The sequence below is a fragment of the Streptomyces sp. NPDC107562 genome (assembly GCF_055657325.1).
In genome coordinates, this window is record NZ_JBVKBE010000002.1 from 190405 (window position 1) to 217179 (window position 26775).

Sequence of the window (26775 nt, forward strand, 5' to 3'; positions counted from 1 at the left end):
GCGCACGCGCCGGTCCCTTGCGCGCGCTCCCCCGGCGCGCGGTGGCGCGGTCAACTGGGTGCAGCCCCGCGCGGGACGACGGCTTCCGCGCGGTATCGGGCCGCCGGTCCCCTCGTTCCCCGCCCTCGGCCGGCGGCCCGGGCGTCCTCCACCCGCTAGGCGTCGGCCTGTGCCGCCCCGGCCAGGGCCGCGACCCGCTCCACCCCGAACACGTATCCCTGGACACCGCACCCCGCGATGACCCCGTCGGCGCGCAGCGAGACGTACGAGTGGTGCCGGAACGACTCCCGCTGATGGATGTTGGAGATGTGGACCTCCACCACAGGCATGCCGTCGCAGGTGTTGAGGGCATCCAGGATGGCGACGGACGTGTGCGAGTAGGCGCCGGGGTTGATGACGATGCCGCAGTGGTGGAGCCGCGCCTCGTGGATCCAGTCGACCAGCTCGCCCTCGTGGTTGGACTGCCGGAGGTCCACCGTGCCGCCGTGCGCGGCGGCCGCCTTGGCGCACAGCGCCTCGACGTCGGCGAGGGTGTCGGAGCCGTAGATCTCCGGCTGACGCTGACCGAGAAGGTTCAGGTTGGGCCCGTTGAGGATCATGATCGGGGCGTTGGCCAGGGTGCGGGGCACGGTTCCTCCGGTCCGGTCGAGGTCGGGCGGCCCGCGAGGACCGCTGCTCGCACCCGGTTTATCACGGTGTGCCGACACCAGGACGCCTCGTAGCCTCCGCGCATGACCGCACCCTCGTACCCTCCCAAGCCGTCGCCCGGTGACCGGATCGCCGTGATATCCCCCTCCTCCGGCCTGCCGGGTCTCCTCCGACTCCCCTACGAACTGGGGCTGGAGCGTCTGCGCGAGGCGTACGGCCTCGAACCCGTGGAGTTCCCCGCGACCCGGAAGATGGGCTCGACCCCCCAGGAACGCGCCGACGACATCCACGCCGCGTTCGCCGACCCGGACATCAGGGCGGTCATCGCCTCGATCGGCGGGGACGACCAGATCACCGTCCTGCCGCTGCTCGACCGGGAGTTGATCCGGGCCGGCGCGAAGCCCTTCTTCGGGATGAGCGACAACACCAACCTGCTCGCCTTCCTGCGCAACTGCGGCATCGTCGGCTACCACGGGGCATCCGTGATGGCCGAGCTGGGCCGCCCCGGCGCCATGCACCCCCTGACCGCGGAGTCGCTGCGCGCGGCGCTGTTCACCTCCGGGCCGTACGAACTGCGGCCCGCGGAGCGCTGGCGTGACGTCGGCCGCGACTGGGCGGATCCGGCGACCTTCGACGCCGAACCCGAGACGCGGCCCGGCGACGGCTGGACCTGGGTCAACCCCGATCGCGTCGTGGAGGGCCGGAGCTGGGGCGGCTGCCTGGAGATCGTCGGCTGGCTGCTGATGGCCGACCGCGAGATCGCGCCCGACCTCGCGGAGTACGAGGGCGGGGTGCTGTTCCTGGAGACCTCGGAGGAGATGCCGAGCGCGGAGGAGGTCTTCCGCACGCTCAGGAACATGGGCGAAAGAGGTCTCCTGCGGCGCTTCCCGGCCCTGCTGATGGGCCGTCCCAAGACGTGGTCCTTCGACCGCCCCCACCCGCCCGAGGAAGGGGCGCGTTACGCGGCCGAGCAGCGCGAGGCCGTACTGCGCGCGCTGCGCATGTATGCCCCCGACATGATGGTCGTCCTCGACGTGGACCTCGGCCACACGGACCCTCAACTCGTGATCCCGTACGGGGGCCTGATCCGCGTCGACGGCCCCGCCCGGCGCATCACGGTGACCTACTGAGGCACGCCCCCGCACCACCGCACGCCCCCGTAACCGGTCGTCACCGTGGGTAGTTGAGGCGGCATGCAAGACGTACGCTCCGTAAGGGCACCTTCCATGCTGCGGCTCGCGGCCGCCTCGCTCGCCGGGACGGCCATCGAGTTCTACGACTTCTTCGTCTACGGGACGGCGGCGGCGCTGGTCCTCGGACCCCAGTTCTTCCCGACCTTCTCGCCGCTGGCGGGGACGCTCGCCGCCTTCGCCACGTTCGGCGTGGGCTTCGTGGCGCGGCCGCTGGGATCCGTGCTGTTCGGGCACATCGGGGACCGGTACGGACGGCGGCCGGTCCTGGTCGGCTCGCTGCTGATCACGGGGGCGTCGACGGTCGCCGTCGGCTGCGTGCCGACGTATGACGCGATCGGTGTGGCCGCTCCCCTGCTGCTGCTCGTCCTGCGGTTCGTGCAGGGGCTCGGGCTCGGCGGTGAGTGGGGCGGGGCCGTACTGCTGACCGCCGAGCACGCGCCGGCCGCCCGGCGTGGACTGTGGTCGAGCTTTCCGCAGATGGGGCCACCGGTGGGCTTCGTGCTGGCGAACGGCGCGGTGCTGACGCTGTCGGCGACGCTGACCGACGCCCAGTTCGCCGCGTGGGGCTGGCGGGTGCCGTTCTGGGCCGCCGGGGTGCTGGCCCTGGTGGGGCTGTGGCTGCGCTCGTCGCTCACCGAGAGCCCGAGCTTCCTGGAGCTCGACGACCGCGCGCGTGTGCCGCTGGCCGAGGTCGCGCGCGACCACTGGCGGCTGGTGCTGCTCACCGCCGGCGCCCTCGCCGTGGGCTACGCGATCTTCTACGCCGTGACCACCTGGTCGCTGGCGTACGCGACGGAACGGCTCGGGGTGAGCCGCACCGTCATGCTGACCTGCATCATGGCCGCGGTGGTGCTGAAGGGCGCGCTGACGCCGCTGGCCGCGGTGCTGGGCGACCGCTACGGGCGGCGGCCCCTGTGCCTGATCGGCTGCACGGCGGCCGTGCTGTGGATGTTCCCGATGGTCGCGCTGCTCGCCACCGGGGCCCCGCTGCTGATCTTCCTCGGCTTCCTGGTCGCGCTGCTGGCCTTCGTCACGATGTTCGGGGTGATCGCCGCGTATCTGCCGGAGCTGTACGAGCCCCGGGTGCGCTGCACGGGTGCCGCCGTCGGCTACAACCTCGGCGGCGTCCTCGGAGGCGCGCTCACCCCGATCGCGGCGACGGCGCTGGCCGAACAGGGCGGCCGGGTGCCGTGGGGCGTCGGCGCCTATCTCACCGGCATCGCGCTGCTCAGCCTCGGCTGCTTCGCGCTGCTCCCCGAGACCCGGCCGCGGGTGAGGACCGTGGCGCCGGCCGAGGCGGAGCCGGCCACCGGCTGACCCTACGGATTGACCGCAAGCTCCAGATAGGCCACCAGGATCACCAGGTGGACGCCGCCCTGCAACGGTGTGGCCCGCCCCGGCACCACCGTCAGGGAGGCGACCACGACGGTCAGTGCGAGCAGCACCATGTGGGTCGAGCTCAGGCCGAGGACGAGGGGTCCGGAGAGCCAGATGGACGCCAGGGCCACGGCGGGGATCGTCAGGCCGATGCTGGCCATGGCGGAGCCGAGCGCGAGGTTGAGACTGGTCTGCACCCGGTCGCGGCGGGCCGCGCGCAACGCGGCGATGGTCTCGGGGAGCAGCACCAGCAGCGCGATGATCACACCGACGACGGCGTGGTCCATGCCGGCGTCCGCCACCGCCGTCTCGATCGTCGGCGACACCCCCTTGGCCAGGCCGACCACCCCGACCAGCGCGAGCAGCAGCAGTCCGAGGCTCGTCGAGGCCTTGCGGGTGGACGGCGCGGCGGCGTGGGACTCCACGGTGATCACCTCGCCCTCGTGGGTGATGGGGAGGAAGTAGTCGCGGTGCCTGATGGTCTGGGTCGCCACGAACAGTCCGTAGAGGATCAGCGAGGACACCGCAGCGAAGGTGAGCTGCACACCCGAGAAGCGCGGACCGGGCTCACTGGTCGTGAACGTCGGCAGCACGAGGCTGAGGGTGGCCAGCGTGGCGACCGTCGCGAGGGCCGCGCCGGTGCCCTCGGGGTTGAAGACGGCCGTGCGGTGGCGCAGCGAGGCCACGAGCAGGCTCAGGCCGACGATGCCGTTGCAGGTGATCATCACCGCCGCGAAGACCGTGTCCCTGGCGAGGGTCGCGCTCTTGTCGCCGCCGTCGGCCATCAGGGCGAGGATCAGCGCCACCTCGATGACCGTGACGGCGACGGCGAGGATGAGGGAGCCGAAGGGTTCGCCGACCCGGTGGGCGACCACCTCGGCGTGGTGCACGGCGGCGAGGACCGCGCCCGCGAGCACCACCGTCATCAGCACGGTGACCCCGGCCGGCACGTACCGGCCCCAGGTGAAGATCAGAAGGACCGCCGCGAGCACCGGCACCGCGGACGTCCACCCACGGGACAGCGACGCGAGCCGAGCGATCATGCGGTGATCGTCCCAGACGGGCCAGGACCTCGCATTCCGGCCAGGAACTATTCCGGCCAGGAACCACGGACGGGAGCGGTGCCCGGCATCTCGCCGAGCACCGCTCCCGGTGTGGTCGTGAGGCGACCGGCACGGTCAGACGTCGACGCTGTCCTTCGACGCGCCCTCGCCGCGCTCCTGCGCCTCGGCCGCCGCCTGCTTCCGCGAGGCCATGAGGCTCGTGATCGTGGTGACGATCAGGACGGAGCAGATCACGCCGAGCGAGACCGGAATGCTGATCTCGGGGACGTGGACCCCGGACTCGTGCAGGGCGTGCAGCACCAGCTTGACGCCGATGAAGCCGAGGATGATCGACAGGCCGTACGACAGGTGGACGAGCTTCCTCAGCAGGCCGCCGATCAGGAAGTACAGCTGCCTGAGACCCATCAGCGCGAAGGCGTTCGCGGTGAAGACGATGTACGGGTCCTGCGTGAGGCCGAAGATCGCCGGGATGGAGTCGAGCGCGAACAGGACGTCCGTGGTGCCGATGGCCAGCATCACGACCAGCATCGGGGTCATGACCCGCTTGCCGTTCTCCTGGATCCACAGCTTGGTGCCGTGGTAGCTGTCGGCCACACCGAAGCGGCGCTCGGCGGCCTTGAGGAGCTTGTTCTCCTCGTACTCCTCGTCCTGCTCCTCGGCCCGGGCCTCCTGGATCAGCTTCCAGGCGGTCCAGATCAGGAAGGCGCCGAAGAGGTAGAACACCCAGGAGAAGCTGGCGATGATCGCGGCGCCGGCGGCGATGAAGATCGCGCGGAGCACCAGGGCGATCAGCACACCGACGAGGAGCACCCGCTGCTGGTACTGCGAGGGCACCGCGAACTTCGCCATGATCAGGACGAAGACGAAGAGGTTGTCGACGCTCAGCGACTTCTCGGTGATGAATCCGGCGAAGAACTCACCGGCGGGCTGTCCCCCGCCGAAGAGGAGCAGGCCGAGGCCGAAGAGCCCGGCCAGCGCGATCCAGACGACGGTCCAGATCCCGGCTTCCTTGATCGATACGTCGTGGGGCTTGCGCCCGATGAAGAAGTCGACCGCGATGAGCGCGGCCAGTCCCACGATGGTCAGGACCCACAGGGTCACGGAAACATCCACTGCGCCTCCGGCAGTACATAACGGCGAACAGTCAGGTCAGCGTCGTCGCTGCCGGAGGTCTCTTCCACCCACAGTGGGCCGACGCCCCGGGATCTGGCCTGATCCGTATTGACGGGTACGCCGCAGTAGTCAGGGAGTACTCCCCTCCGCACGAACGACAGTACCCCAATCACCAAGGAAAGGTAAAGCGCAGGGCAAAGTAAAGACCAAGTTAAGGCCAAGTCCGCAGGTCAGAGGTCCTTTACCGATGCTTGGTACGAGCGGCCGCAACCCGGTCGAGCACATGCTGGAGCACCCTGCTCCCCTGGGGCACCGACGACGGCTCGTACGTCCAGGCGTGACCGACCCACGGGTCGGCCAGATGGTCGTCGGGCACCGGGGTCAAGCGCAGCAGCGAACGCCACAGGGGGTCGAGCAGCGGCCCGTAGGCGGTGGCGTCCTCCCGGTCCGCGACCATCATGAGGTGCACGCCGACGGCCGGGCCCTCGTCTGCCAGGTAGCGCAGCTGGGTGACGGCCCGGTCGTCGAAGCCGTGCGGGAAGTCGTTGACCACCACCAGGTTCTGGGAGGTGTCGAAGCCCGGCGGGAGCGCGTCGGCCGCACCGCCGCGCACCGCCATCTGCACCAGGTCGACCCGCTGCGTGAGCGTGCCCAGGACGTCCGCCACGCCACCGGCACCGACCGCGGGCGGCGCCGCCAGCACCCCGCTCTGCACGAGCGGGACCAGGGTCTGCGCGCCCGAACCCGCGGGGTCGATGACGTACACGGTGAACTCGCCCGCCGGATGCACGGCGAGCAGGCGCGCCACGTGCGCCACCGCCGACTCCATCGCGAGGCGCCTCAGGTCGTGCGCGTCGTGGAACATGCCGTCGGACGAACCGGAACGCCCGCTGTCGATCCACAGACCGCGCTCCAGCGGCAGCCGGATCAGCATCGGGACGCGCAGCTCGGCGCTCTCCGGCAGATACAGATCGCCCAGACGCAGAGCCATGGGCATCTCCATCGGGACGCGGTACCCGTGCCAGACGGGGTTGTCCCAGCGGGCGAAGGCCGGTGGCAGCGCGGGCTCGACGACGTCGGACTCCGCGGTCAGCTGGGCGACGTCACGGTCGAAGGCCTGCCGGGCCTCGTCGACGAGCGTGCTGTGCCGGGCGCGGGCCGCCTCACGCGCGGCGTCGGCCTGTCCGCCGATCCGGCTGCGCGGGTCGGACAGGACCGCTTCCAGCTCCTTGTCCATGCGCGACTCGGCGAAGTCGACGGCGCTGCGGTACGCGGCGGCGCTGCGGGCCAGGTCCTCGAACATGCCCCAGACCTGGTTGTACAGCCGCTCGTCCATGGACCAGCCGGTCGCGTCGCCCGCGACGGGCCGGGCCGGCTGACCAGGCGCCGCGGGGGGCGCGACCGGCGGGGGCGGTGGCGGCGTCGAGTTGCGGCGGCGCGGGTGGTTGTAGTCGATCGGGCCGCCCGTGGGCACGGACGGCTCGGTGAGGGCCGAGGGGTCGGCGGGCGGGGACGGGTCGGCGGTGGAGTCTCCCGGGTAGCCCGTGCGTCCCGCGGGGGTGCCCTGCGGCGTCTGGGTGCCGTAGGGCGAGCCGCCCTGGTCCTCGCCACGGCCGGGCGCGGCGGCCTGGCGGGTGCGGTCGCCGTCCGCCGTACGGGACGGGGGCGCCGCGACCGAGCGCGCCAGGCCCTGGGCGACCGCGTCGTTGATCGCGGCGGCGAGCTGGTGCGCGTGCGGCACGCCCTGGTCGGCGAAGAGCTCGGCGAGGCCGCCGGCGTATCCCTGGCCGACGGCCCGCACCTTCCAGGCGCCCTGGCGGCGGTAGAGCTCCAGGGCGACCACGGCCGTCTCGGCCTCCAGGCCGGTGACGGTGTAGCTGGCGACCTCGGTGCCGTCCAGCCCGGTGACCGCGACGAAGGGGGCGGCCACGGCGCCGAAGCGCGTCGGTCCCCCGGCACCGGTGGGCAGGGCGAGCAGCACGTGCACGCGGTGCACGCTGTCCGGCAGCGCGCCCAGGTCCACCGCGAGACGGTGCTCCGCCGCCGCCTGGCGGGGCACCTCCAGGCCCGGCAGGGTGGGCGTGCCCGGGTGCACGACCCGGTCCGTGTCCCCGACCTTGCCCTGCTCGTCGCTGAGCGTGGCCGCGGCCACGATCGGCTTGCCGGCCGAGACCCTGATCTCCAGGCGGGCCTGGGAGAGCGGATGGTTCTGCCCCCGCACCAGCTCGGCCGTCATCGCCTCAATCCCCCTGTGTAGCTGTCGTCGTGGTGTGCCGCTTGCCCGAAGCCCCCCGGGCCCGTGGCCTCGAAGCCCCCGAGTCCTGCCTCGAAGCCCCCGGGCCCTGGCCTCGGAGCCTCAGAGGAGAGGCAGGACCGACGGCATGAGGTCCTGGAAGGTACGGCCGTTGGCCGGGGTGCCGAGAGCGGTCATGGACCAGCCGGTGCCGGAGCGGTGCACCTTCGCCATGATCTGGGCCGTGTAGGCGCCGCCACCGGCGAGCGTGTAGCGGGCGAGCTCCTGGCCGTTGGTCTCGTCGACGAGGCGGCAGAACGCGTTCTGCACCTCCTGGAAGGTCTGACCCGTGAACGAGTTCACGGTGAAGACGATCTGGTCGATGTGGACCGGCAGGCGCTGCAGGTCGACGAGGATCGCCTCGTCGTCGCCGCCCTGGCCCACGCCACCGACGAGGTTGTCACCGGTGTGACGGACCGAGCCGTCGTCGCTCACCAGGTGACGGAAGAAGACGACGTCGACCGGCTGCTTGTCCGCGAACAGGACGGCGGAGGCGTCGAGGTCGATCTCCCGCGTGCGCGAGCCGAACAGGCCACGCCGCGGGGCCGCCTGCCAGCCGAGACCCATGCGCACCGCGGTCAGGGTGCCGCCGTCGTTCTTCTGCAGACTGATGGCCTGACCCTTGGTCATGTTGACGGTCACGCGCTGATTCCCCTCTCGAGCATTCCCCTGTTGCCGCGAAGCCGCGGATGACGAGCACCATACGCAGGGGCACTGACAGCGACGTACTCCGGTCCGCACTTTGTGTCGGTCTTGCAACACAGCGCAGCCGCGGCGAGGTCACCCCGGTCCCACCGGCCCGTCAGGCCAGGCCGGCCTCCCGCATCTGACGCAGTTCCTTCTTCATCTCGGACACCTCGTCGCGCAGCCGCGCCGCGATCTCGAACTGCAGGTCGGCGGCGGCGGCCCGCATCCGCTCCGTCAGCTCCTCGATCTGCCCGGAGAGTTCCGCGGCGGGACGGTCTGTCGGCACGGTCTCCTTGGCCTTGCCCTTGCGGCGCCCCGCGGGCTTCGCGTCCTTGACCGCGTGTTCCTTCAGGGAGGGCACGGGTGCCCTGGTGCCGCGGCCGTCCTTGCGGGACTGGCGGTAGCCCGTGCCGAGCAGCTGCTCGGTGTCGACGTCCTCGCGGGCGATCTGCGCGACGATGTCGTTGATCTTCTTGCGCAGCGGCTGCGGGTCGATGCCGTTCGCCGTGTTGTACGCGACCTGCTTCTCCCGGCGGCGGTTGGTCTCGTCGATGGCCTTCTCCATCGCCGGGGTGATCTTGTCGGCGTACATGTGGACCTGACCGGAGACGTTGCGCGCGGCGCGGCCGATGGTCTGGATCAGCGAGGTGCCGGAGCGCAGGAAGCCCTCCTTGTCGGCGTCCAGGATGGCCACCAGGGAGACCTCGGGGAGGTCGAGGCCCTCCCTGAGGAGGTTGATGCCGATCAGGACGTCGAACTCGCCCGCGCGCAGTTCCCGCAGCAGCTCGACGCGGCGCAGCGTGTCCACGTCGCTGTGCAGGTAGCGGACATGGATGCCGAGCTCCAGGAAGTAGTCGGTGAGGTCCTCGGCCATCTTCTTGGTGAGCGTGGTGACCAGGACGCGCTCGTCCTTCTCCACGCGCGTGCGGATCTCGTGCACGAGGTCGTCGATCTGGCCCTCGGTGGGCTTGACCACGACCTGCGGGTCGACCAGGCCGGTGGGCCGGATGATCTGCTCGACGACGCCGTCGGAGCGGGACAGCTCGTACTGGCCGGGAGTCGCCGACAGGTAGACGGCCTGGCCGATGCGCTGCTGGAACTCCTCCCACTTCAGCGGGCGGTTGTCGAGCGCGGAGGGCAGCCGGAAACCGTGGTCCACGAGGGTGCGCTTGCGGGAGGCGTCGCCCTCGTACATCGCGCCGATCTGCGGCACCGTGACGTGCGACTCGTCGATCACGAGGAGGAAGTCCTCGGGGAAGTAGTCCAGCAGCGTGTTCGGCGCGGAACCGGGCAGGCGGCCGTCGAAGTGCATCGAGTAGTTCTCCACGCCGGAGCACGTGCCGATCTGGCGGAGCATCTCGATGTCGTAGGTCGTGCGCATCCGCAGCCGCTGGGCCTCCAGGAGCTTGCCCTGCTTCTCCAGCTCGGCGAGCCGGTCGGCCAGCTCCTTCTCGATGTCGTTGACGGCCCGCTCCATGCGCTCGGGGCCGGCGATGTAGTGGGAGGCCGGGAAGACGTAGAGCTGCTCGTCGTCGCTGACGATCTCGCCGGTGAGCGGGTGCAGCGTGGACAGCGCCTCGATCTCGTCGCCGAACATCTCGATGCGGACGGCCAGCTCCTCGTAGACCGGGAAGATCTCGATGGTGTCGCCGCGGACCCGGAAGGTGCCCCGGGTGAAGGCCATGTCGTTGCGCGTGTACTGGATGTCGACGAAGCGGCGCAGCAGCTGGTCACGGTCGATCTCGTCACCGACGCGCAGCGGCACCATGCGGTCGACGTACTCCTGCGGCGTACCGAGGCCGTAGATGCAGGACACCGAGGCGACGACCACGACGTCGCGGCGGGTGAGCAGCGAGTTGGTCGCCGAGTGGCGCAGGCGCTCGACCTCCTCGTTGATCGAGGAGTCCTTCTCGATGTAGGTGTCCGACTGCGGGACGTAGGCCTCGGGCTGGTAGTAGTCGTAGTACGAGACGAAATACTCGACCGCGTTGTTCGGCAGGAGCTCGCGGAACTCGTTCGCCAGCTGGGCGGCCAGCGTCTTGTTCGGTGCCATCACCAGGGTGGGGCGCTGGAGCTTCTCGATCATCCACGCGGTGGTGGCGGACTTGCCGGTGCCGGTCGCGCCGAGGAGCACGACGTCCTTCTCGCCGCCTTCGATGCGCCGGGCGAGGTCGGCGATGGCCGCCGGCTGGTCGCCGTTGGGCTGGTAGGGACTGACGACCTCGAAGGGCGCCACCGTGCGTTCGATGCTGGAAACGGGCCGCATGCCATCAACCGTACGACCCCCCACTGACAACGGGCTCCGATCAGCGGTTCTGCGGGGTGCGGGAGCCGCTGCGGGCCGGGGGCCGGCGGGTGCGGAGCATGATCCGGCGGGTCTGGTGCGGCACGTGGGCCGGGACGCCGGGCTTGTGCTCGGGGAGCGGCCGGGCGGGCTTCCCCATGATCATCAACGGGTCGAACAGGACGACGACGCCCGCCAGGCACAGCAGGGCGAGCGGGCCGATCAGCATCGGGGCGAGGAGCGCGGCGGGCGCGGCGCCCGTGGCGGGCTCGGCGGTGCCGTGCACATGGACCTTGAGGGCGGCCATGCCCGTGTAGTGCATGCCGCTGACCGCGAGCCCCATGACCAGGCTGGCGCCCACGCTCCACAGGAGTCCCCTGACCTGCCCGGCGGCCCACAGGGCGGCGGTGGCGGCGGCCATGGCGATGAGCACGGAGGCGGCGACGGTGACCGTGTTGTACTCCAGCTTCCCGTCGAGCTCCAGGCCGGCCATGCCCAGGTAGTGCATGGACGCGATGCCCAGGCCGGTGACGGTGCCGCCGGTGAACAGGGCGGTGCCGGAGGCGCCCCGGTACCCGACGATGAAGATCCCGACGCCCACCATCAGGATGGCCACGCCCAGGCTGGCGTAGGTGAACGGCTTGTCGTAGTGGATCGGGGCCTCGTGGACGGTGAAGCCCATCATCCCGATGAAGTGCATGGTCCAGACCCCGGAGCCGATCGCCAGGGAGCCGAGGGCGAGCCATGCGGGGCGCCAGGAGCCGCCCACCAGCTGGGCCCTGGTGGTGCAGCGCAGGCCGAGGGCGCCACCGAGGCAGGCCATGACGAAGGCCACCAGCGGTGTGACGAGGCCGTAGCTGAATCCGTCGACCGTGCCCTGCATGCGCGGCTGCCTTTCCGCCCCGTTCCGTCCCGGAATACCGTGAAATGCTCCCCCTCCCAGAACCGCCCGAGCGGTCAGGGTTGAGGCAGAGAGTATGACTCGCACCGGAATGGTCGAACGACTTTCCGGCAAAGAAACACGGCTCTGCCCCAGTTGTGCCGTACCGGTGAGTGCTCGCGGGCAACTCCGTTCAATCTGTGTCCATCCTGTACCCCTGTGGCGTTGGCTCTCCGCTGCCACGGTGAACCCCTTCCGTGACCGGTTCGACGCGAGGAGTACGCATGCACGCGCGCGCAGTTGCCGCCACGACCACGGCGCTGCTGGGCAGCATCGCCGTGCTGTTCCCGGCCGACGGCGCCGCGGCCGACGGCGAGGGCGCCGCCTCCCCCCTGGTGCTGGCCCACCGGGGTGCTTCCGCCCACGCGCCGGAGAACACTTTGGCCGCCGTCGACAGGGCCGCCGAGCTGGGCGTCGAGTGGGTCGAGAACGACGTGCAGCGCACCAAGGACGGCGAACTGGTGGTCGTGCACGACGACAGCCTGCGGCGCACCACCGACGTCGAGCAGGTGTTCCCCGGCCGTGCCCCGTGGCGGGTCGGGGACTTCACCGCCGCCGAGATCGCGCGTCTGGACGCGGGGAGCTGGTTCGGGTCGGACCACGCGGGCGCGCGCGTGCCGACGCTCACGGAGTTCCTGCGCCGTCTCGCTCACCATGGCCAGAAGCTGCTCCTGGAGCTCAAGCGGCCGGAGCTGTATCCGGGCATCGAGCGGGAGACGCTGAGGGTGCTCGGCGACGAGGGATGGCTGGACGAGGAACACCTGGCGGACCGGCTGATCGTGCAGAGCTTCGACCTGGACAGCCTGCGCACCCTGCACGGGATCGGGCCAGGCGTGCGGACGGGCTTCCTCGGTACGCCGTCCCTCGCGCAGGTGCGGCACCACGCGCGCTTCGTCGACCAGGTCAACCCCTCCCACGAGTCCCTGACGGCCGACTACGTCCGCGCCGTGCGGTCGATCACCGGTGCCCACGGCAGGCCGCTGGAGGTCCTCACCTGGACCGTCGACGATGCCGCGACGGCCCGCAAGGTCGCCGCGTACGGCGTGGACGGTGTCATCACCGACCGGCCCGACGTCGTCAGGGACGCCCTCGCCCGGCGGTGACGCTGCGCCGCCCCCGACGATCGGGCGTTGTCGGTGGCGGGCCGTACCGTGGGCGCATGGACAGCCATGGGCAGTACCAGCAGCAGGTCGTGTGGGCCGTCGTCGACGCCGACATCGGTCCGTTGCTGCTGGCCGCGACCGGCCAGGGCCTGGTCAACGTCGTGTTCCACGCCACGGACCCGGTCCGCGACAAGGCGCTCGACCGGCTGGAGTCCCGGCTGGGCGCCGAGCCGGTGGAGGCACCGGGCTCCCCGCTGCTGAGCGAGGCGATACGCCAGGTCCGGGCGTACCTCGCGGGCGAGCGCCACGCCTTCGAGCTGCCGCTCGACTGGTCGCTGATCTCGGGCTTCCACCGCGAGGTGCTGCGCGAGCTGGCGTCCGGAGTGCCGTACGGCTCGGTCGTCGGGTACGGCGACCTGGCGGGCCGGGTGGGCCAGCCCGGCGCCGCCCAGGCGGTGGGGACGGCGATGGGCGCCAACCCGCTGCCCGTGGTGGTGCCCTGCCACCGGGTCGTGGAGAGCGACGGCGGCATCGGCGGGTTCGGCGGCGGCCTGGAGACCAAGCGGAAGCTGCTGGCGCTGGAGGGCGTGCTGCCCGAGCCGCTGTTCTGAGACAGCACGTCGGGGGCCCGCAGTAGGCCCCTCAGGCGTAGTGGCGGGCCTCGAAGAAGTTGCCGTCCGGGTCACGGAAGTAGAAGGTGCGCCGCGCGTTGCCGCGGGCGCCGAACGAGTCGTGCCCCACGTCCGTCATCGGCACCGCGCGTTCCTCCAGCCGGTCGCGCAGGGCTTCGAAGTCGTGCTCGGGCAGGGCGAGGCAGACATGGTTGACGGGGTGCCCGGAGCTGTGCGCCGCCCCGGGGAGCATCGTCATGCGCTCCGCCGCACCCAGCGGCATGAGGTCGATGATCGTCTCGTCGTTCACCCGCACCGAGGGAAAGGGCACCTGTCCCGCGGCGAACTCGGTGAGCCTGACCGGCTCCAGACCGACCGCCTTCGCGTAGAAGTCGGCGGCGGCGAGCGGATCGCGCACCCAGAGGACGACGTGGTCGAGACGTGCCGTGTTGTCGGTCATGCCCTCAGGCTGGTCCCGTCCCGCACCGGCCGCAAGGGTTTGACGGCGCGCCCCGCCCGCCAGAGATGAGGGAGGAGCGAACTGACAGGAGGCGGGCGCGTGACGCTGGTGGTGTCCGAAGAGGTGCGGGAGGCGGTCCAGGCCCGCCGGCCCGTGGTGGCGCTGGAATCCACGATCATCGCGCACGGGCTGCCGCGGCCACGGAACCTGCGGGTGGCGCTGGAGCTGGAGGAGGCCGTACGGCAGGAGGGGGCCGTGCCGGCCACCGTCGCCGTGCTGGACGGGCTGCCCCGGGTCGGCCTGGACAAGGAGCAGCTGGAGCGGATCGCGAACGAGGACGGCATCCGCAAGCTGGGCCACCGTGACGTGCCGCTCGCGGTGGCGGCCGGGGCGAGCGGGGCGACCACGGTGTCCGCGACGGCGCTGCTGGCGGCGCTGGCGGGCGTGCGGGTGTTCGCGACGGGCGGGCTCGGCGGAGTGCACCGGCAGTGGACGGTGACGCAGGACGAGTCCGCCGACCTGGGCCTGCTGGCGCGTACGCGGATCACCGTGGTGTGCGCGGGCGTGAAGTCGATCCTGGACGTGCCGGCGACGTTGCAGCGTCTGGAGACGCTGGGCGTGGCGGTGGCCGGGTACGGCACGGACCGCTTCCCCGGCTTCTACCTGTCGGACTCCGGACACCCCGTGGAGTGGACGCTGGACAGCCCTCGGCAGGTGGCCGACGTGATGCGGGCGCAGGACGCGGTCGGCGGGCCGCAGTCGGCGCTGGTCGTGGCCAACCCGGTGCCGCGGGCCGAGCAGCTCGATCCCGTCCTGCACGCGCGGGTGCTGGACGACGCGCTGCGCGCGTGCGAGGCGGAGGGCGTCACCGGACAGGCCGTCACCCCGTTCCTGCTCGACCATCTGGTGCGCCACACCGACGGCGCCTCGCTGAGCGCCAACCTGGCCGCGGTGCGCGGCAACGTGCGGCTGGCGGCGCGGATCGCGGCGGCCTGGGCCGGGGCGTGAGCGGGACGGGTCCCGGGGCGCCCGGCGGCGGGCTGCTGGTCGTCGGGGACGTGGTCACGGACGTCGTGGCCCGGCACCGGGGGCCGCTGGCCGCCGGCACGGACACGGCCGCCGTGATCCGGACGCTGCCCGGCGGCGCCGGGGCCAACGTGGCCTGCTGGGCGTCCCATTGGGGCTGCGCGGACGTACGGCTGCTGGGGCGGGTCGGACCGGACTCCGCGGTCTGGCACGAGAGGGCGCTGACCGCCGCGGGGGTCCGTGCCCGGCTGGTGGTCGACCCGCAGGCGCCCACCGGGACGGTGATCTGCCTGGTCGACACGGACGCCGCCGCCGAGCGGACGTTCCTCACCCACAGCGGTGCCTCGTTGCGGCTCGGCCCCGGGGACTGGTCGGACGCCCTGCTCGACGGCGTGGCGTGGCTGCACCTGTCGGGCTATCTGCTCTTCTCCGCGACCGGCCGGGACCTGGTGGCGGTGGCCCTGGCGGCGGCACGCGCGCGTGGGGTGCCGGTCAGCACGGACCCGGCGTCGGCCGGGTTCCTCGTCGAACTGGGGGTGGACCGTTTCCTCGCGCTCACCGACGGTGTGTCGGTGCTGCTGCCCAGCCGGGACGAGGCCTGCCTGCTCACCGGGTTGCCGGACGCGGCCGACGCGGCGGCGAAGCTGAGCCGTCACGTGCCGCTGGTCGTCGCCAAGCAGGGCGCGGACGGCGCACTGGTGGCCCGCTCCGGCACCGTACGCGCCCACGTCCCCGCCGTTCCGGCGGCACCCCGGGACACCACGGGAGCCGGCGACGCCTTCACCGGGGCCTTCCTCGCTGCCCTCGTCGCGGGCGCCGAGCCGGAGGCGGCCGCGGAGCAGGGCTGCGCGGCGGGGGCGCGTGCGGTGGAACAGGTGGGCGGGCGGCCGCCGGTGGGACCGGCGGACCGGTGAACGAGGGCCCCCACCACACACCCGCCCGCCGTTAGCCCTTGCGCCCCCACGCCGAGATCATCGGCGCCGCCGCCAGATCGATCGTGCCGGACGCGACGGTGGTCAGGTGCTGTTCGACGTCCTGGTCGGTGGCGAACCTCCCGGCGACGAGGTCGCCCCGCACCTGACGGACCGTCGCGGCCTCCAGGTCGGCGCAGGCCGGCGCGGCGACCGGGAAGTACGCGTCGGCCTCGACACGGACCATGCCGGACTCACGGAGCAGACGCGGCAGCGCGCGGCCGCCTGCGAGGTCGGTGCCCTGACCGGCGAGCAGCCGGTGCAGGCCGTGTCGCATCCGGTTCGCCAGTTGCTCCGCGGGGCCCTGCTCGTCGGGGCAGGTCAGGGGTTGCAGGCTGTGGTCGACGTCCTCGACGAGCAGCCGGCCGCCGGGGCGCAGCGCCTTGACCATCGACCGCAAAGTCCGCCGACGGTCCGTCACCCGGACGAGGGCGAGCCTCGCGTGGACCAGGTCGAAGCCCTCTCCCGGCGGCTCCTCCTCGTTCACGTCGTGCGCGCGCCGCTCGACCGGTGAGCGTGACGGCCCCGAGGCCCGCGCGCCGTCGGCGTCGGTCACGACGACCTTGCCGGTGGGACCGACCTTCTTGGCGAGCCACGACTCGACGGAGGAGCCGCCCGCGACCTCCCAGCAACGCCAGCCGGGCCCGACGCCGAGCGCTTCGAAGTGCCGGAACGTCGTCGGGTCGAAGAGGCCGGCGAGGGCGTCGGAGATCGAGACCACCCGGGGCTGGCGACTGTCGGGCCGATAGCTGTTCTCGGTTAGCGTCATACCCTGATCATCCCACTTGTCCTACTTGTCCGAAGTGCTTGACGCTCCGGCGGGACACGTCCGCTACGACATGTGGTCTACGGCGCGTCACCTCACCGCCGACCGTGGCGAGGACCGTGGCGGCGACGGCGACGAGGGCCGGGCCGAGGGGTCAACTCCCTTCGTCCACAGCCGGGAACCAAGCGGAATCAGGGCTTTCCACAGGCTTACCCGCTGCTCACGCGGTCCTGGCACACTGGCGCGAGAGGCGCAGGAATGCGGCGCGAGAGGATCCACGCGAGGAGATGCAGATGTCCATGGCAGGGAATCTGCGGAAGGTCACGGGCCTGGGCAGGGTCGGCGGCCTGCGCAAGGTCGCACGGCTGGCCAGAAGGCGCCGGCGGGTCGACCTGAGCCACCCGGCGCGGTCCCCGCTGGGCTCCTCGGTGGTCAACTGCGTTGCCTACGAGGAGGGGAGCCGGCTCCCCCTCGGCGGCGACCTCGTCGACACGGTGAGCCGGGTGCGCAAGAACGGGGAGGGTTTCGTCTGGCTCGGCCTGCACGAGCCGACCGACCAGGAGTTCGCCGGCATCGCCGAGCTCTTCGACCTGCACCCGCTGGCCGTCGAGGACGCGATCGAGGCCCATCAGCGCCCCAAGGTGGAGCGGTACGGCGAGACACTGTTCGCGGTGTTCAAGTCGGTCTGCTACGTCGAGCACGAGGAACTCACCGCCACCAGCGAAGTGGTGAACACCGGCGAGATCATGGTGTTCGTCGGCCAGGACTTCGTCATCACGGTGCGGCACGGCCGGCACGGCTCACTGGGCCCCCTGCGCGAGGAGCTGGAGGCCGATCCCCACCAGCTCACCAAGGGCCCGTCCGCCGTCCTGCACGCCGTCGCGGACCACGTGGTGGACGAGTATCTGAACGTCATCGACTCCGTGCAGGCGGACATCGAGCAGGTGGAGACGGACGTCTTCGCGGAGAACGGCGCACGCGCGGACCCCGGCCGCATCTACCAGCTCAAACGCGAACTGCTGGAGCTGAAGCGCGCGGTGGTCCCGCTCGGCCGACCGCTGCTGGACCTCGCCGACCGGCCGATGCGGGTGGTGGAGCCGGAGATACAGGCCTACTTCCGGGACGTCTCGGACCACCTGATGCGCGCCACGGAGCAGATCGCCGGGTTCGACGAGCTGCTCAACTCCATCCTGCAGGCGCATCTGGCGCAGGTGACGGTCGCGCAGAACGAGGACATGCGCAAGATCACGGCGTGGGCCGCGATAGTCGCCGTGCCCACGATGGTCTGCGGGGTCTACGGCATGAACTTCGATCACATGCCCGAGCTGCACTGGAAATACGGTTACGGCATGGTCATCGGTGTCATATCAGTGGCCTGCCTGGCCCTTTACCGTGGCTTCCGGCGCAACGGCTGGCTGTGACCGACCGGTGCGGGTGAGGCAGGCCGACGGTCAGCGGCTCGCGCTCCTGGCGTAGACCCGCTCCGCCCAGGAGGCGATCTGGTCCTCCGTCAGGTGCTGGGCGAGATCGGCCTCGCTGATCATGCCGACCAGGCGCTTGTTCTCGATGACGGGCAGCCGACGGATCTGGTGGTCCTCCATCTCCTGGAGCACCTCGCCGACGTCGGCGCTCGCGTCGATCCAGCGCGGAGTGCCGTGCGCCATCTCACCGGCGGTGATCTTGGACGGATCGTGCCCCATGGCGACGCAGCCGACCACGATGTCGCGGTCGGTCAGGATGCCGCAGAGCCGTTCGTTCTGGTCGCTGATGGGCAGCGCCCCGACGTTCAGCTCACGCATCAGCTGGGCGGCGCGGTCCAGGGTCTCGTGAGCGGGGATCCACTGGGCGCCTCGGTGCATGATCTCTCCGGCGGTGGTCATGGGGTACCTCCCGGTGCCGGACGGCCGGCGCGGCGCCGGACACACCGCTAGTCCCGGCGCCTTCATTCTCGTCGGGGCGTCCGGCGCACGCACCCGGGAGCGGCGGGATTCCGGGCCCCGGTGCGGGAGCTCCGAGCGCCTATCCGCTCCACGCCGGGCGGCGCGGGTCGTCGGCCCGGACGAGGACGTCGGCCGTCCCGGCGGGGTCGGTCTCCTGCTCGTAGCGCTCGAAGGCGGGCAGGGTCCAGTGGGCGGCCTCGGGGGTGCGGCGGCGCAGGGCGCCCGCGGAGAGCAGGAGATGAACGGTCAGGTCGAAGGGGAACCAGTGCCGCAGCAGGAGGGGGCCGTGCAGCAACAGGATGCCGCCGGGCGGCAGTTGGACGTAGGGGCTGCGGGTGGCGCGGTCGGTGACCGGGTCGAGCAGGTCGGGCAGGACGCGCCCGTCACCGCCCGCTTCGAGAGGTCCGAACACCTCGCGCCACAGGGCGCCGGTGTCGAACCAGCCGTCGTAGTAGGCGTCGACGTCCTGGTGCCCGTGCTCCAGACGGACGGAGGCCGGGCGCAGGAAGCCCTCCGTGCCGACGACCAGCGAGGGGCGACCTCGGGCGCGCAGGGCCTCGTGGACGCGCGCGGCGAGGTCTCCGGGGGCGGAGGCCGGGGCGCCGTCGAAGGCGATGCGTGGCCAGGGGCTGCCGTCGGCCGGCGTCAGGTCGAGCAGGCGTTCGGCGAGGCGGTCGACGAGCCGGTCCCAGGTGATCGCTTCGAGTCGCACACCCCCATGATTACGGACGCGCGGGAGGTGGCGGACAGGGCCGCCGGACCGGGGCCCGGCCGCGGTGCGTGGAAGCCCGTGGACCGTGGGAAGGAAGCGGACATGGCCCTGCGCGTGACTCCCTCGTCCCCCGGCGGCGGGACCGAACTCCTCACCGGCGCCGGTACCGCTCCTGTCGTCATCCAGTCGCTGAAGAAGAAGCGGTGCGCCCGCTGCCGGCGTGGACCGCTGTCGCTGCTCGCCATGGAGGACGGCGCGCCCCGGTGCCTCCACTGCGCCGACCTCGACCACCTGGTGTTCCTTCCGCGCGGCGACACGGCGCTGACGCGCCGGGCCCGGGAGGAGAGCTCGCTGTCGGTGGTCGTCGTGCGGTTCGACCGGCGCAGGAGCCGGTACGAACGGCAGGGCGTCCTCGTCGAGGAGTCCGGGCTCGCCCGGGCCGAGGAGCGGTGCCTGGCCGACGCGGAGGCGCGCCGTAGACGCCGGGCGCGGGACGCACGGCGCCGGGCGGTGGAGGACTCGCGGTTCGCGGAGGCGTTCGCGTCGGAGATCCTGCGGCTGTTCCCGGGGTGCCCTGAGGAGCGGGCCCAAGCGATCGCGGCGTACGCGTCACAGCGGGGCAGCGGGCGGGTGGGACGGTCGGCGGCCGGGCGGGCGCTGACGGAGAGCGCGGTGACGTCGGCGGTGGTGGCGGCGGTGCGGCATGTGGACACCCCGTACGACCAGCTGCTGATGAGCGGGGTGCACCGGTACGAGGCGCGGCGCAGGATCGCGGCGACCGTGCAGACGGTGCTGCGGGCGTGGCGGGAGGCGGGGCTCGACTCCGTCGGGTGAGTGCTGGAGTCCACCGCGTGGGGCGAGTGCTGGAGTCCACCGCTCACACGGCGCGACGCGGAACCCTGTCCCTGGACGCTCGCGTATGGGCCTGCGGGGTCGAGGAATGGTCCGGGCCGGCCGGGCGGGATTCACTGAGGGGCAGCGGGGACGACCGCGGTGCCGGTCGGAACAAGGGGACGAGGTCGAAGGAGTGGGTGACGTGGTCGACGGGCCGTACTTCGTGCTGACGGTCGTGGGGCTGCTCGGGGCGGGACTGGTGGCGGGGGTGTTCTGCGGCTTCTCGACGTTCGTGATGCGGGGGCTGGCGTCCCTGCCGCCCGCGCAGGGCGTCGCCGCGATGAAGGCGATCAACGTGACGGCGTTGCGGCCGCCGTTCATGGCCGTGTTCCTGGGGTCGACGCTGGTCTGCGCGGTGATCGCGGTGGTGACCTTCGTGCTGTGGCCGCAGGACGGCGCGGTGGAGCTGCTGGTGGGCAGCGCTCTGTATCTGTTCGGGTGCTTCGGGGTGACCGTGCTGGCGAACGTGCCGCGCAACAACGCGCTGGTCAAGATGGAGGCGGGCACCGGGGAGGCGGCCGCGTACTGGCCGGCGTACGTGCGCGAGTGGACGGCGTGGAACCACGTGCGGACGGTCGCCGCCGCCGGGGCCGTGGTGGCGTACCTGCTGGCCCTCGTATGAGCCGCCGGCCGGGGCTCTGCGCGGGGGGCCCACGGGACGTATCGTGGCCGAAAGGGTGTCGCCGATGACGTACGGCCCGTCGTACCCCGATGCAAGGACAGCCGGCCATGGCCGATCCCAAGGGTTTCATGACCACGCCCCGCCAGGAGTGGCCCAGGCGGCCGGTCGAGGAGCGGGTGCGGGACTGGCACGAGGTCTACGTCCCGGGGGCCCTCCTCCCCATCATCAACCAGCAGGCGGACCGCTGCATGGACTGCGGCATCCCCTTCTGCCACGAGGCGTGTCCGCTCGGCAACCTCATCCCCGAGTGGAACGACCTGGTCTCCCGGGACGACTGGCGGGCGGCCAGTGACCGGCTGCACGCCACGAACAACTTCCCCGAGTTCACCGGGCGGTTGTGTCCCGCGCCCTGCGAGGCGGGCTGCGTGCTCGCCATCAACCAGCCCGCGGTCACGATCAAGAACGTCGAGTGCGCGATTGCCGACCGGGCCTGGGAGGAGGGCTTCGCACGGCCGAGTCCCCCGGACCGGCTGAGCGGGCGGACGGTCGCGGTGATCGGCTCGGGGCCCACGGGGCTGGCGGCGGCACAGCAGCTGACGCGCGCGGGGCACACCGTCGCCGTGTACGAGAAGGACGACCGGGTCGGCGGGCTGATGCGGTACGGCATTCCCGAGTTCAAGATGGAGAAGCACCACCTGGAACGGCGGCTGGAGCAGATGCGCGCCGAGGGGACCAGGTTCCGGCCGTCGACCACGGTCGGCCGGGACGTCGGGGCGGTGGAGTTGCGCGCACGGTACGACGCGGTGGTGGTCGCGACCGGCGCGACGGCGTGGCGGGAGCTGACCGTACCGGGGCGCGAGCTGGCCGGTGTGCATCAGGCCATGGAGTACCTGCCGCTGGCGAACCGGGTGTGCGAGGGAGATCTGGAGACCTCGCCGATGTCCGCGGCCGGACGGCACGTCGTCATCGTCGGCGGTGGCGACACGGGGGCGGACTGTCTGGGGACCGCGGTGCGCCAGGGCGCGGCGTCCGTGACACAGCTGGACATCTACGCCCTGCCGGGGGCCGACCGGGACGAGGACGCGGAGCCCTGGCCGACGTATCCGAAGATCTACCGTCTCTCGCCGGCGCACCAGGAGGCCGGCGAGTTGCGCACCGCACCCGCGGCGGACGCCGACGCGCGCCTGTTCGCGGCGTCGACGCTCCGCTTCTCGGGGGACGCGCGGGGGCGGGTGCGGTCCCTGCACCTCGTGGAGGTGGACGCGCGACGGCAGCCTGTCTCCGGATCCGAACGCGTGCTGCCCGTCGACATGGTGCTGCTCGCGCTGGGCTTCTCCGGCCCCGACCGGAAGGACGGGCTCGTCGACCAGCTGGGCCTCGCGACGGAGCCGCGCGGCACGATCGCTCGGGACGCCGGGTTCGCGACCAACGTCCCGGGGGTGTTCGCCGCGGGCGACGCGGCGCGCGGGCAGTCGCTCATCGTCTGGGCCATCGCGGAGGGGCGCGCGGTGGCGGCGGCCGTCGACCGCTATCTGACGGGGAGTTCGGCGCTGCCGGCGCCCATCGGGCCGTACGACCGGCCGATGGTGGTGTGAGGAGCCCGCCCCCCCGAGCCGCTCCCGAGCCACCCCCCGAACCGTCCCCGAGCCACCGCCGAACCGTCCCCGAGCCACCCCCGAACCGTCCGCGAGCCCCCTCCCCCCCCCCGGACCCGGCGCTGTCAGCGGCGTCGCTCGTCCGTTCCGGCCACCTTCGCCGTGACCAGTGCCACCCGGTTCCAGGTGTTGATCGCGCAGATCAGGGCGATGAGTTGCGCCAGTTCCCGGTCCTCGAACAGGGCCGCGGCCGCGGCGTGGACGTCGTCGGGGACGCCCGCGTCGGCGACCATGGTCAGCGCGTCGGTCAGCGCCAGGGCGGCCTGCTCCTCGGCGGTGAAGAAGTGCCGGGCCTCGCGCCAGACGGCCACCATGTGCAGCCGGTCCTCGCTCTCACCGGCCCTGCGGGCGTCGTTGGTGTGCATGTGCAGGCAGTACGCGCAGTGGTTGAGGTGCGAGGAGCGGATCTGGACGAGCTCGACGAGCGCCGGATCGAGGCCCTGGCGCGCCGCCGCGTCGAAGCCGACGAGGGCGCGGAAGGCCTGCGGGGCGGACCTGGCGAAGTCGAGGCGGGGCCGGGCCGTCGGGGTCGTGGTAGCGGCCGGGATCGGCGCGTGGGTCGCGTTCGTTGCGTTCGTCGTGTTCGTCGTCATGCCATGAAACCTACGGGCCATATAGACCGGCTGTAGGGTGCATTTCCATGGCAGAAACGTGGGTCAATTCCGCCCGACGCATCGGCGCCGACCTGCACGTGGAGCTCGACGGTCCGGGCGGCCGCCGCGCCGCCCTCATCCGCGCGTTGCGGGACGCCGTACGCAGCGGCCGACTCGCCCCCGGCACCCGTCTGCCCCCGTACCGCTCGCTCGCCGCCGACCTCGGTGTCGCCCGTAACACGGTGGCCGACGCCTACGCGGAACTCGTCGCGGAGGGCTGGCTGACCGCCCGTCAGGGTTCGGGCACCCGCGTCGCCGAGCGGGCCGAGCCCCTGAAGGGCAGCACCCGGGTCGCGCGAAAGGCGCCCACGCGCGCGGGTGGCCCCCGGCACGACCTCCGGCAGGGCACGCCGGACGCGTCCGCCTTCCCGCGCGCGGCCTGGCTCGCCTCGTACCGGCGGGCACTACAGCAGGCGCCCAACGAGGTGTTCGGACCGGGCGACCCGGCCGGCCGGGTCGAACTGCGCGAGGCGCTCACCGAGTACCTGGCACGCGCGCGGGGAGTGCGCACCGCGCCCGGTCGCATCGTGATTTGCTCCGGTTTCGCGCACGCGCTGCGGCTGCTGTTCGGGGGCGGTGTCCTGCGCGGCCCCCTGGCCGTCGAAGCGTACGGACTCGCCTTCCACCGGGAGTTGCTGACGTCCGCCGGCGTGCGCACGGTCCCGCTACCGCTGGACGAGGACGGCGCCCGTGTCGACCTGCTCGCGCGCGAACGGGGCGTGCTGCTCACGCCCGCCCACCAGTTCCCGACCGGCGGACCCCTGCACGCCACGCGTCGCGCCGCCGTCGTCGACTGGGCACGCGCGAGGGGGGCCGTGGTGCTGGAGGACGACTACGACGGGGAGTTCCGCTATGACCGCCGGCCCGTCGGCGCCGTCCAGGGCCTCGACCCCGAGCGGGTGATCCTCGTCGGCTCTGTCAGCAAGAGCCTGTCACCGGCGCTGCGGCTCGGCTGGATGGTCCTGCCGCAGCGGTACGTCGACGGCGTACTCGCGGCCAAGGGCGAGCGGGAGGCGTGGGCCGGCGTCCTGGACCAGCTCGGTCTCGCCGACTTCATCACCACGGGGTCGTACGACCGCCATGTGCGCCGGATGCGCCAGCGCTACCGCGCCCGCCGGGACCGGCTCGTCGCCGCGCTCGCCGAGCACACCCCGCACATCGAGGTCACCGGTGTCGCGGCCGGCCTGCACGCGGTGCTGCGACTGCCGCCGGGCACCGAGCGGTCCACGGTCAAGGCGGCCGCCTGGCAGGGCGTCGCGCTCGACGGCCTCGACGCGTTCCGGCACCCGCGGACCGCGACGAGCGCGGGGGACGGCCTGGTCGTCGGCTACGCGACACCGTCGGAACATGCGTACGGGGCGGCACTGGACGCACTGTGCGGCCTGCTGCCGCCCCCGTGACACGACGGCCGGACGCGACCCGCTCACGCCGGCCACCGCCCCCGCGACAAGGCCCGGGACGCGACCCGCCCACACCAGCCGCCGCCCGATGACGAGGCCCGGGACGCAACCCGCCCACACCAGCCATCGCCCCCGTGACGAGAGCCGGACGTGAACGCCTACGCCTTCCGTCCCACCGCGCCGTACCCCGGGATCACCCCGTCGTCCTGGCCCGGCACCGGTTCCCCCAGCTCGGGGCGCCATTCGGGCACCACCACGACGCCCGGCTCCACCAGCTCCAACCCGTCGAAGAACCCGGAGAACGCCTCCCGCGAGCGCAGCGCCAGCGTCACCCCCGCGGCCCGGAGCTGCGCGGTGGCCGCCGCGGACTCCTCCGGAGTGAAGTCGGCGGTGGCGTGGGTCATCATCAGATAGCTGCCGGACGGAAGCGCGGACAGCAGCTCCGAGACCAGCTCGTGTGCGCCGTCCTCGTCGGGCACGAAGTGCAGCAGCGCGACGAGGGACAGGGCCACCGGCCGGCTGAGGTCCAGGACCTTGCGGGCCCCGTCGATGATCGTGGCCGGATCCCGCACGTCCGCCTGGAGGTACTCGGTCACGCCCTCGGGCGTGCCACGCAGCAGTGCCTCCGCGTGGGCCAGCACGATCGGGTCGTTGTCGCAGTAGACCACACGCGCGTCCGGCGCGACGGCCTGCGCGACCTGGTGCAGGTTGGGCTCGGTCGGTATGCCCGTGCCGACGTCGAGGAACTGCCGTACACCGTTCGTGGCCAGCCAGCGCGTGGCCCGGTGCATGAAGGCGCGGTTGACCCGCGCCATGACCGGCACCCGGGGGTCCAGGGCCAGCATCTGCCGGCCCATCTCCTCGTCGACGGGATAGTTGTCCTTGCCGCCGAGATACCAGTCGTACATCCGTGCGGGATGGGGCTTGCTGGTGTCGATCCCGGTCATGAGGCGCTCCGTGGGCGTCGGTCGTGATGTGTGATCAATTCAGCACCAACATAAGGCAGTTGAACAAACAACAGGAGACAGGGGGCAGGAGACGGGGGCAGGAGACACGACACGAAGTCCGTCAGGACAGCAGGAAGTCCGCCTCCCCCGCCTTCGCACCCTCGATGAACGCGGTCATCTCGTCGGAGGTGTAGATCAGCGCCGGCCCGTCGGGGTCGGTGGACTGCCGGACGGCGATACGGCCGTCGGCGAGCTTCATCGCCTCCAGGCAGTTGCCCCCGTTGCCACCGCTCCACGGCTTGTGCCAGCCCTCGCTGCCCAGTTCCCGGGCGGGCATGCCGTTGTAGATCCGCTCGGCGCGGACCCGCGGCCTGGGCTGGGACGTGATGCGATCCATTCACAGCTCCTTGCGGAGATCCTCGAGGATCTCCTTCGTGCGATGTGCCGTGGCGGCCTGCGCCGCCATGCGGTCCATGACCTCCAGGTGGGTGGCCACCTCGACGCGCGCGTCCAGGTAGACGGCGCCGGTCAGGTACTCGCTGTAGACCATGTCCGGAAGTTCGGGCACGGCGAACCGGAACAGCACGAAGGGCCCGTAGGTGCCGGGGTGCGGCCCCGTCGCGAAGGGGGCGACCTGCAACGTCACGTTGGGCAGCTTCGTCGCGTCGAGCAGTCTTTCGATCTGGGCACGCATCACCTCCGCACCGCCGACCGGGCGGCGCAGCACGGTCTCGTCCAGCACGGCCCACATCCTGGGCGCGTCCGGGCGGGTGAGCAGGTCCTGGCGCTGCATACGCAGGGCGACGTGTCGCTCGATGTCCTCGGGCCGGGTCTGGCCGACGGCCCCCGATCTCAGGACGCCGCGCGCGTAGTCCTCGGTCTGCAGCAGTCCGGGCACGAAGTGCGGGTCGTAGCTGCGCATGAGGGAGGCGGCACCCTCCAGGCTGACGTACATCGAGAACCAGCCGGGCAGGATGTCGTGGAACCGCTGCCACCAGCCGGGCTTGTTGGCCTCCTCGGCCAGCTGTACGAACGCCTCGGCCTCGTCGTCGGGGACCCCGTAGGCCTTCAGGAGCAGTTGGAGGTACGGGATCTTGAGGGATACCTCGGCCGTCTCCATCCGGCGGATGGTGGCGGGGGCGACGCGCAGGACACGGGCCGCTTCCTCGCGTTTGATCCCGGCGCGTTCGCGCAGGTCGAGCAGGCGCCTGCCGAGGACGACCTGGCCGACCGTCGGCGCCGACCGGGGCTCGCTCACGCCCCACCTCCGCTCATCGCATCCCTGACCACTCGAACCCTGACAACCGCGCGATCCGCAGGGATCCCTGACTCGTCCGGGACCTGTCCGGGACTCATCCCGTATCCATCCCGTACGAATCCCGTACGAATCCTGTACGAATCCCGACAGCCCAGCGG

General features: G+C 72.0%; 26 protein-coding genes. 11 read left to right on the forward strand and 15 right to left on the reverse strand.

All coding sequences use genetic code 11. The features are described from left to right. Positions 1-155: 155 nt before the first annotated feature. On the reverse strand, positions 156-629 hold the full coding sequence (aroQ, locus tag ACZ7LV_RS06675) for a type II 3-dehydroquinate dehydratase (RefSeq protein ID WP_471936458.1): 474 nt from the start codon (positions 627-629) through the stop codon (positions 156-158). A gap of 102 nt (positions 630-731) precedes the next feature. Here aroQ and ACZ7LV_RS06680 point away from each other — a divergent pair, with 102 nt between their 5' ends. Continuing rightward, positions 732-1778 carry a S66 family peptidase gene (locus ACZ7LV_RS06680; RefSeq protein WP_471936460.1) on the forward strand — a complete coding sequence of 349 codons (1047 nt, stop codon included), beginning with the start codon at positions 732-734 and terminating at the stop codon, positions 1776-1778. A 96-nt stretch (positions 1779-1874) separates the two neighbouring features. Further along, positions 1875-3158, forward strand: a complete 1284-nt coding sequence (locus tag ACZ7LV_RS06685; RefSeq protein ID WP_471936462.1) for an MFS transporter — start codon at positions 1875-1877, stop codon at positions 3156-3158. A gap of 2 nt (positions 3159-3160) precedes the next feature. Here the strand turns inward: ACZ7LV_RS06685 and ACZ7LV_RS06690 are convergent, their stop codons facing one another. The 6 genes from ACZ7LV_RS06690 to ACZ7LV_RS06715 all read right to left on the reverse strand — a co-directional run bounded on the left by ACZ7LV_RS06690 (position 3161) and on the right by ACZ7LV_RS06715 (position 11542). Continuing rightward, positions 3161-4261 (reverse strand): calcium:cation antiporter, encoded by a 1101-nt coding sequence (locus ACZ7LV_RS06690; RefSeq protein ID WP_471936464.1) that lies wholly within the window; start codon positions 4259-4261, stop codon positions 3161-3163. Between the two features lie 135 nt (positions 4262-4396). Then, positions 4397-5395 carry a TerC/Alx family metal homeostasis membrane protein gene (locus ACZ7LV_RS06695; RefSeq protein ID WP_471936466.1) on the reverse strand — a complete coding sequence of 333 codons (999 nt, stop codon included), beginning with the start codon at positions 5393-5395 and terminating at the stop codon, positions 4397-4399. Between the two features lie 241 nt (positions 5396-5636). After that, complete coding sequence (locus tag ACZ7LV_RS06700) at positions 5637-7631, reverse strand: TerD family protein (protein ID WP_471936468.1); 1995 nt, start codon at positions 7629-7631, stop codon at positions 5637-5639. Positions 7632-7751: 120 nt separating this feature from the next. After that, positions 7752-8330 carry a TerD family protein gene (locus tag ACZ7LV_RS06705; RefSeq protein ID WP_401676182.1) on the reverse strand — a complete coding sequence of 193 codons (579 nt, stop codon included), beginning with the start codon at positions 8328-8330 and terminating at the stop codon, positions 7752-7754. Positions 8331-8490: 160 nt separating this feature from the next. Further along, complete coding sequence (uvrB, locus tag ACZ7LV_RS06710) at positions 8491-10641, reverse strand: excinuclease ABC subunit UvrB (RefSeq protein ID WP_471936469.1); 2151 nt, start codon at positions 10639-10641, stop codon at positions 8491-8493. Between the two features lie 40 nt (positions 10642-10681). Then, the gene (locus ACZ7LV_RS06715; protein WP_471936472.1) at positions 10682-11542 is read right to left on the reverse strand and encodes an MHYT domain-containing protein; all 861 of its coding nucleotides are present in this window, start codon (positions 11540-11542) and stop codon (positions 10682-10684) included. A 281-nt stretch (positions 11543-11823) separates the two neighbouring features. Between ACZ7LV_RS06715 and ACZ7LV_RS06720 the strand changes: the two genes are divergently transcribed. Beyond that, positions 11824-12702 (forward strand): glycerophosphodiester phosphodiesterase, encoded by an 879-nt coding sequence (locus tag ACZ7LV_RS06720; RefSeq protein WP_471936474.1) that lies wholly within the window; start codon positions 11824-11826, stop codon positions 12700-12702. A gap of 56 nt (positions 12703-12758) precedes the next feature. Next, positions 12759-13313: a methylated-DNA--[protein]-cysteine S-methyltransferase gene (locus ACZ7LV_RS06725; RefSeq protein WP_471936476.1), complete on the forward strand. Its 555-nt coding sequence runs from the start codon at positions 12759-12761 to the stop codon at positions 13311-13313. 31 nt (positions 13314-13344) lie between these two features. Here ACZ7LV_RS06725 and ACZ7LV_RS06730 read toward each other — a convergent pair whose 3' ends face one another. Further along, positions 13345-13773 carry a VOC family protein gene (locus ACZ7LV_RS06730; protein ID WP_471936478.1) on the reverse strand — a complete coding sequence of 143 codons (429 nt, stop codon included), beginning with the start codon at positions 13771-13773 and terminating at the stop codon, positions 13345-13347. Positions 13774-13872: 99 nt separating this feature from the next. On the opposite strand from ACZ7LV_RS06730, the gene ACZ7LV_RS06735 reads away from it, so the two are divergent. Then, positions 13873-14781, forward strand: a complete 909-nt coding sequence (locus tag ACZ7LV_RS06735; protein WP_471936480.1) for a pseudouridine-5'-phosphate glycosidase — start codon at positions 13873-13875, stop codon at positions 14779-14781. Beyond that, complete coding sequence (locus ACZ7LV_RS06740) at positions 14778-15713, forward strand: carbohydrate kinase family protein (protein ID WP_471936482.1); 936 nt, start codon at positions 14778-14780, stop codon at positions 15711-15713. The genes ACZ7LV_RS06735 and ACZ7LV_RS06740 overlap by 4 nt, the downstream gene beginning before the upstream one ends. Positions 15714-15744: 31 nt before the next feature. Here the strand turns inward: ACZ7LV_RS06740 and ACZ7LV_RS06745 are convergent, their stop codons facing one another. Further along, the gene (locus ACZ7LV_RS06745) at positions 15745-16539 is read right to left on the reverse strand and encodes a methyltransferase domain-containing protein (protein ID WP_471936485.1); all 795 of its coding nucleotides are present in this window, start codon (positions 16537-16539) and stop codon (positions 15745-15747) included. A gap of 290 nt (positions 16540-16829) precedes the next feature. Here ACZ7LV_RS06745 and ACZ7LV_RS06750 point away from each other — a divergent pair, with 290 nt between their 5' ends. Continuing rightward, positions 16830-17957, forward strand: coding sequence for a magnesium and cobalt transport protein CorA (locus tag ACZ7LV_RS06750; RefSeq protein ID WP_471936487.1), 1128 nt, complete (start codon positions 16830-16832; stop codon positions 17955-17957). Positions 17958-17987: 30 nt separating this feature from the next. Here ACZ7LV_RS06750 and ACZ7LV_RS06755 read toward each other — a convergent pair whose 3' ends face one another. Both ACZ7LV_RS06755 and ACZ7LV_RS06760 read right to left on the reverse strand, forming a co-directional pair. Continuing rightward, positions 17988-18416 carry a CBS domain-containing protein gene (locus ACZ7LV_RS06755; protein WP_401676202.1) on the reverse strand — a complete coding sequence of 143 codons (429 nt, stop codon included), beginning with the start codon at positions 18414-18416 and terminating at the stop codon, positions 17988-17990. Between the two features lie 139 nt (positions 18417-18555). Further along, positions 18556-19188, reverse strand: coding sequence for a nucleoside/nucleotide kinase family protein (locus ACZ7LV_RS06760; RefSeq protein WP_471936489.1), 633 nt, complete (start codon positions 19186-19188; stop codon positions 18556-18558). Between the two features lie 102 nt (positions 19189-19290). Between ACZ7LV_RS06760 and ACZ7LV_RS06765 the strand changes: the two genes are divergently transcribed. From ACZ7LV_RS06765 to ACZ7LV_RS06775, 3 genes are all read left to right on the forward strand, one after another. Next, a complete protein-coding gene (locus ACZ7LV_RS06765) occupies positions 19291-20022 on the forward strand; it encodes a DUF2293 domain-containing protein (protein WP_471936491.1) in 732 nt (243 codons plus the stop codon). A 202-nt stretch (positions 20023-20224) separates the two neighbouring features. Beyond that, on the forward strand, positions 20225-20704 hold the full coding sequence (locus ACZ7LV_RS06770; protein WP_471936494.1) for an anthrone oxygenase family protein: 480 nt from the start codon (positions 20225-20227) through the stop codon (positions 20702-20704). A 107-nt stretch (positions 20705-20811) separates the two neighbouring features. Then, complete coding sequence (locus tag ACZ7LV_RS06775; RefSeq protein WP_471936495.1) at positions 20812-22299, forward strand: glutamate synthase subunit beta; 1488 nt, start codon at positions 20812-20814, stop codon at positions 22297-22299. A 125-nt stretch (positions 22300-22424) separates the two neighbouring features. Here ACZ7LV_RS06775 and ACZ7LV_RS06780 read toward each other — a convergent pair whose 3' ends face one another. Further along, positions 22425-22952, reverse strand: coding sequence for a carboxymuconolactone decarboxylase family protein (locus tag ACZ7LV_RS06780; RefSeq protein ID WP_471936497.1), 528 nt, complete (start codon positions 22950-22952; stop codon positions 22425-22427). A gap of 47 nt (positions 22953-22999) precedes the next feature. On the opposite strand from ACZ7LV_RS06780, the gene pdxR reads away from it, so the two are divergent. Then, positions 23000-24412 (forward strand): MocR-like pyridoxine biosynthesis transcription factor PdxR, encoded by a 1413-nt coding sequence (gene pdxR, locus ACZ7LV_RS06785; RefSeq protein ID WP_471936499.1) that lies wholly within the window; start codon positions 23000-23002, stop codon positions 24410-24412. 158 nt (positions 24413-24570) lie between these two features. Here pdxR and ACZ7LV_RS06790 read toward each other — a convergent pair whose 3' ends face one another. From ACZ7LV_RS06790 to ACZ7LV_RS06800, 3 genes are all read right to left on the reverse strand, one after another. Then, the gene (locus tag ACZ7LV_RS06790) at positions 24571-25359 is read right to left on the reverse strand and encodes an SAM-dependent methyltransferase (protein ID WP_471936501.1); all 789 of its coding nucleotides are present in this window, start codon (positions 25357-25359) and stop codon (positions 24571-24573) included. A 121-nt stretch (positions 25360-25480) separates the two neighbouring features. Continuing rightward, a complete protein-coding gene (locus ACZ7LV_RS06795) occupies positions 25481-25756 on the reverse strand; it encodes a DUF397 domain-containing protein (protein WP_218513020.1) in 276 nt (91 codons plus the stop codon). Next, a complete protein-coding gene (locus ACZ7LV_RS06800) occupies positions 25757-26617 on the reverse strand; it encodes a helix-turn-helix domain-containing protein (protein WP_471936503.1) in 861 nt (286 codons plus the stop codon). Between the last annotated feature and the right edge of the window lie 158 nt (positions 26618-26775).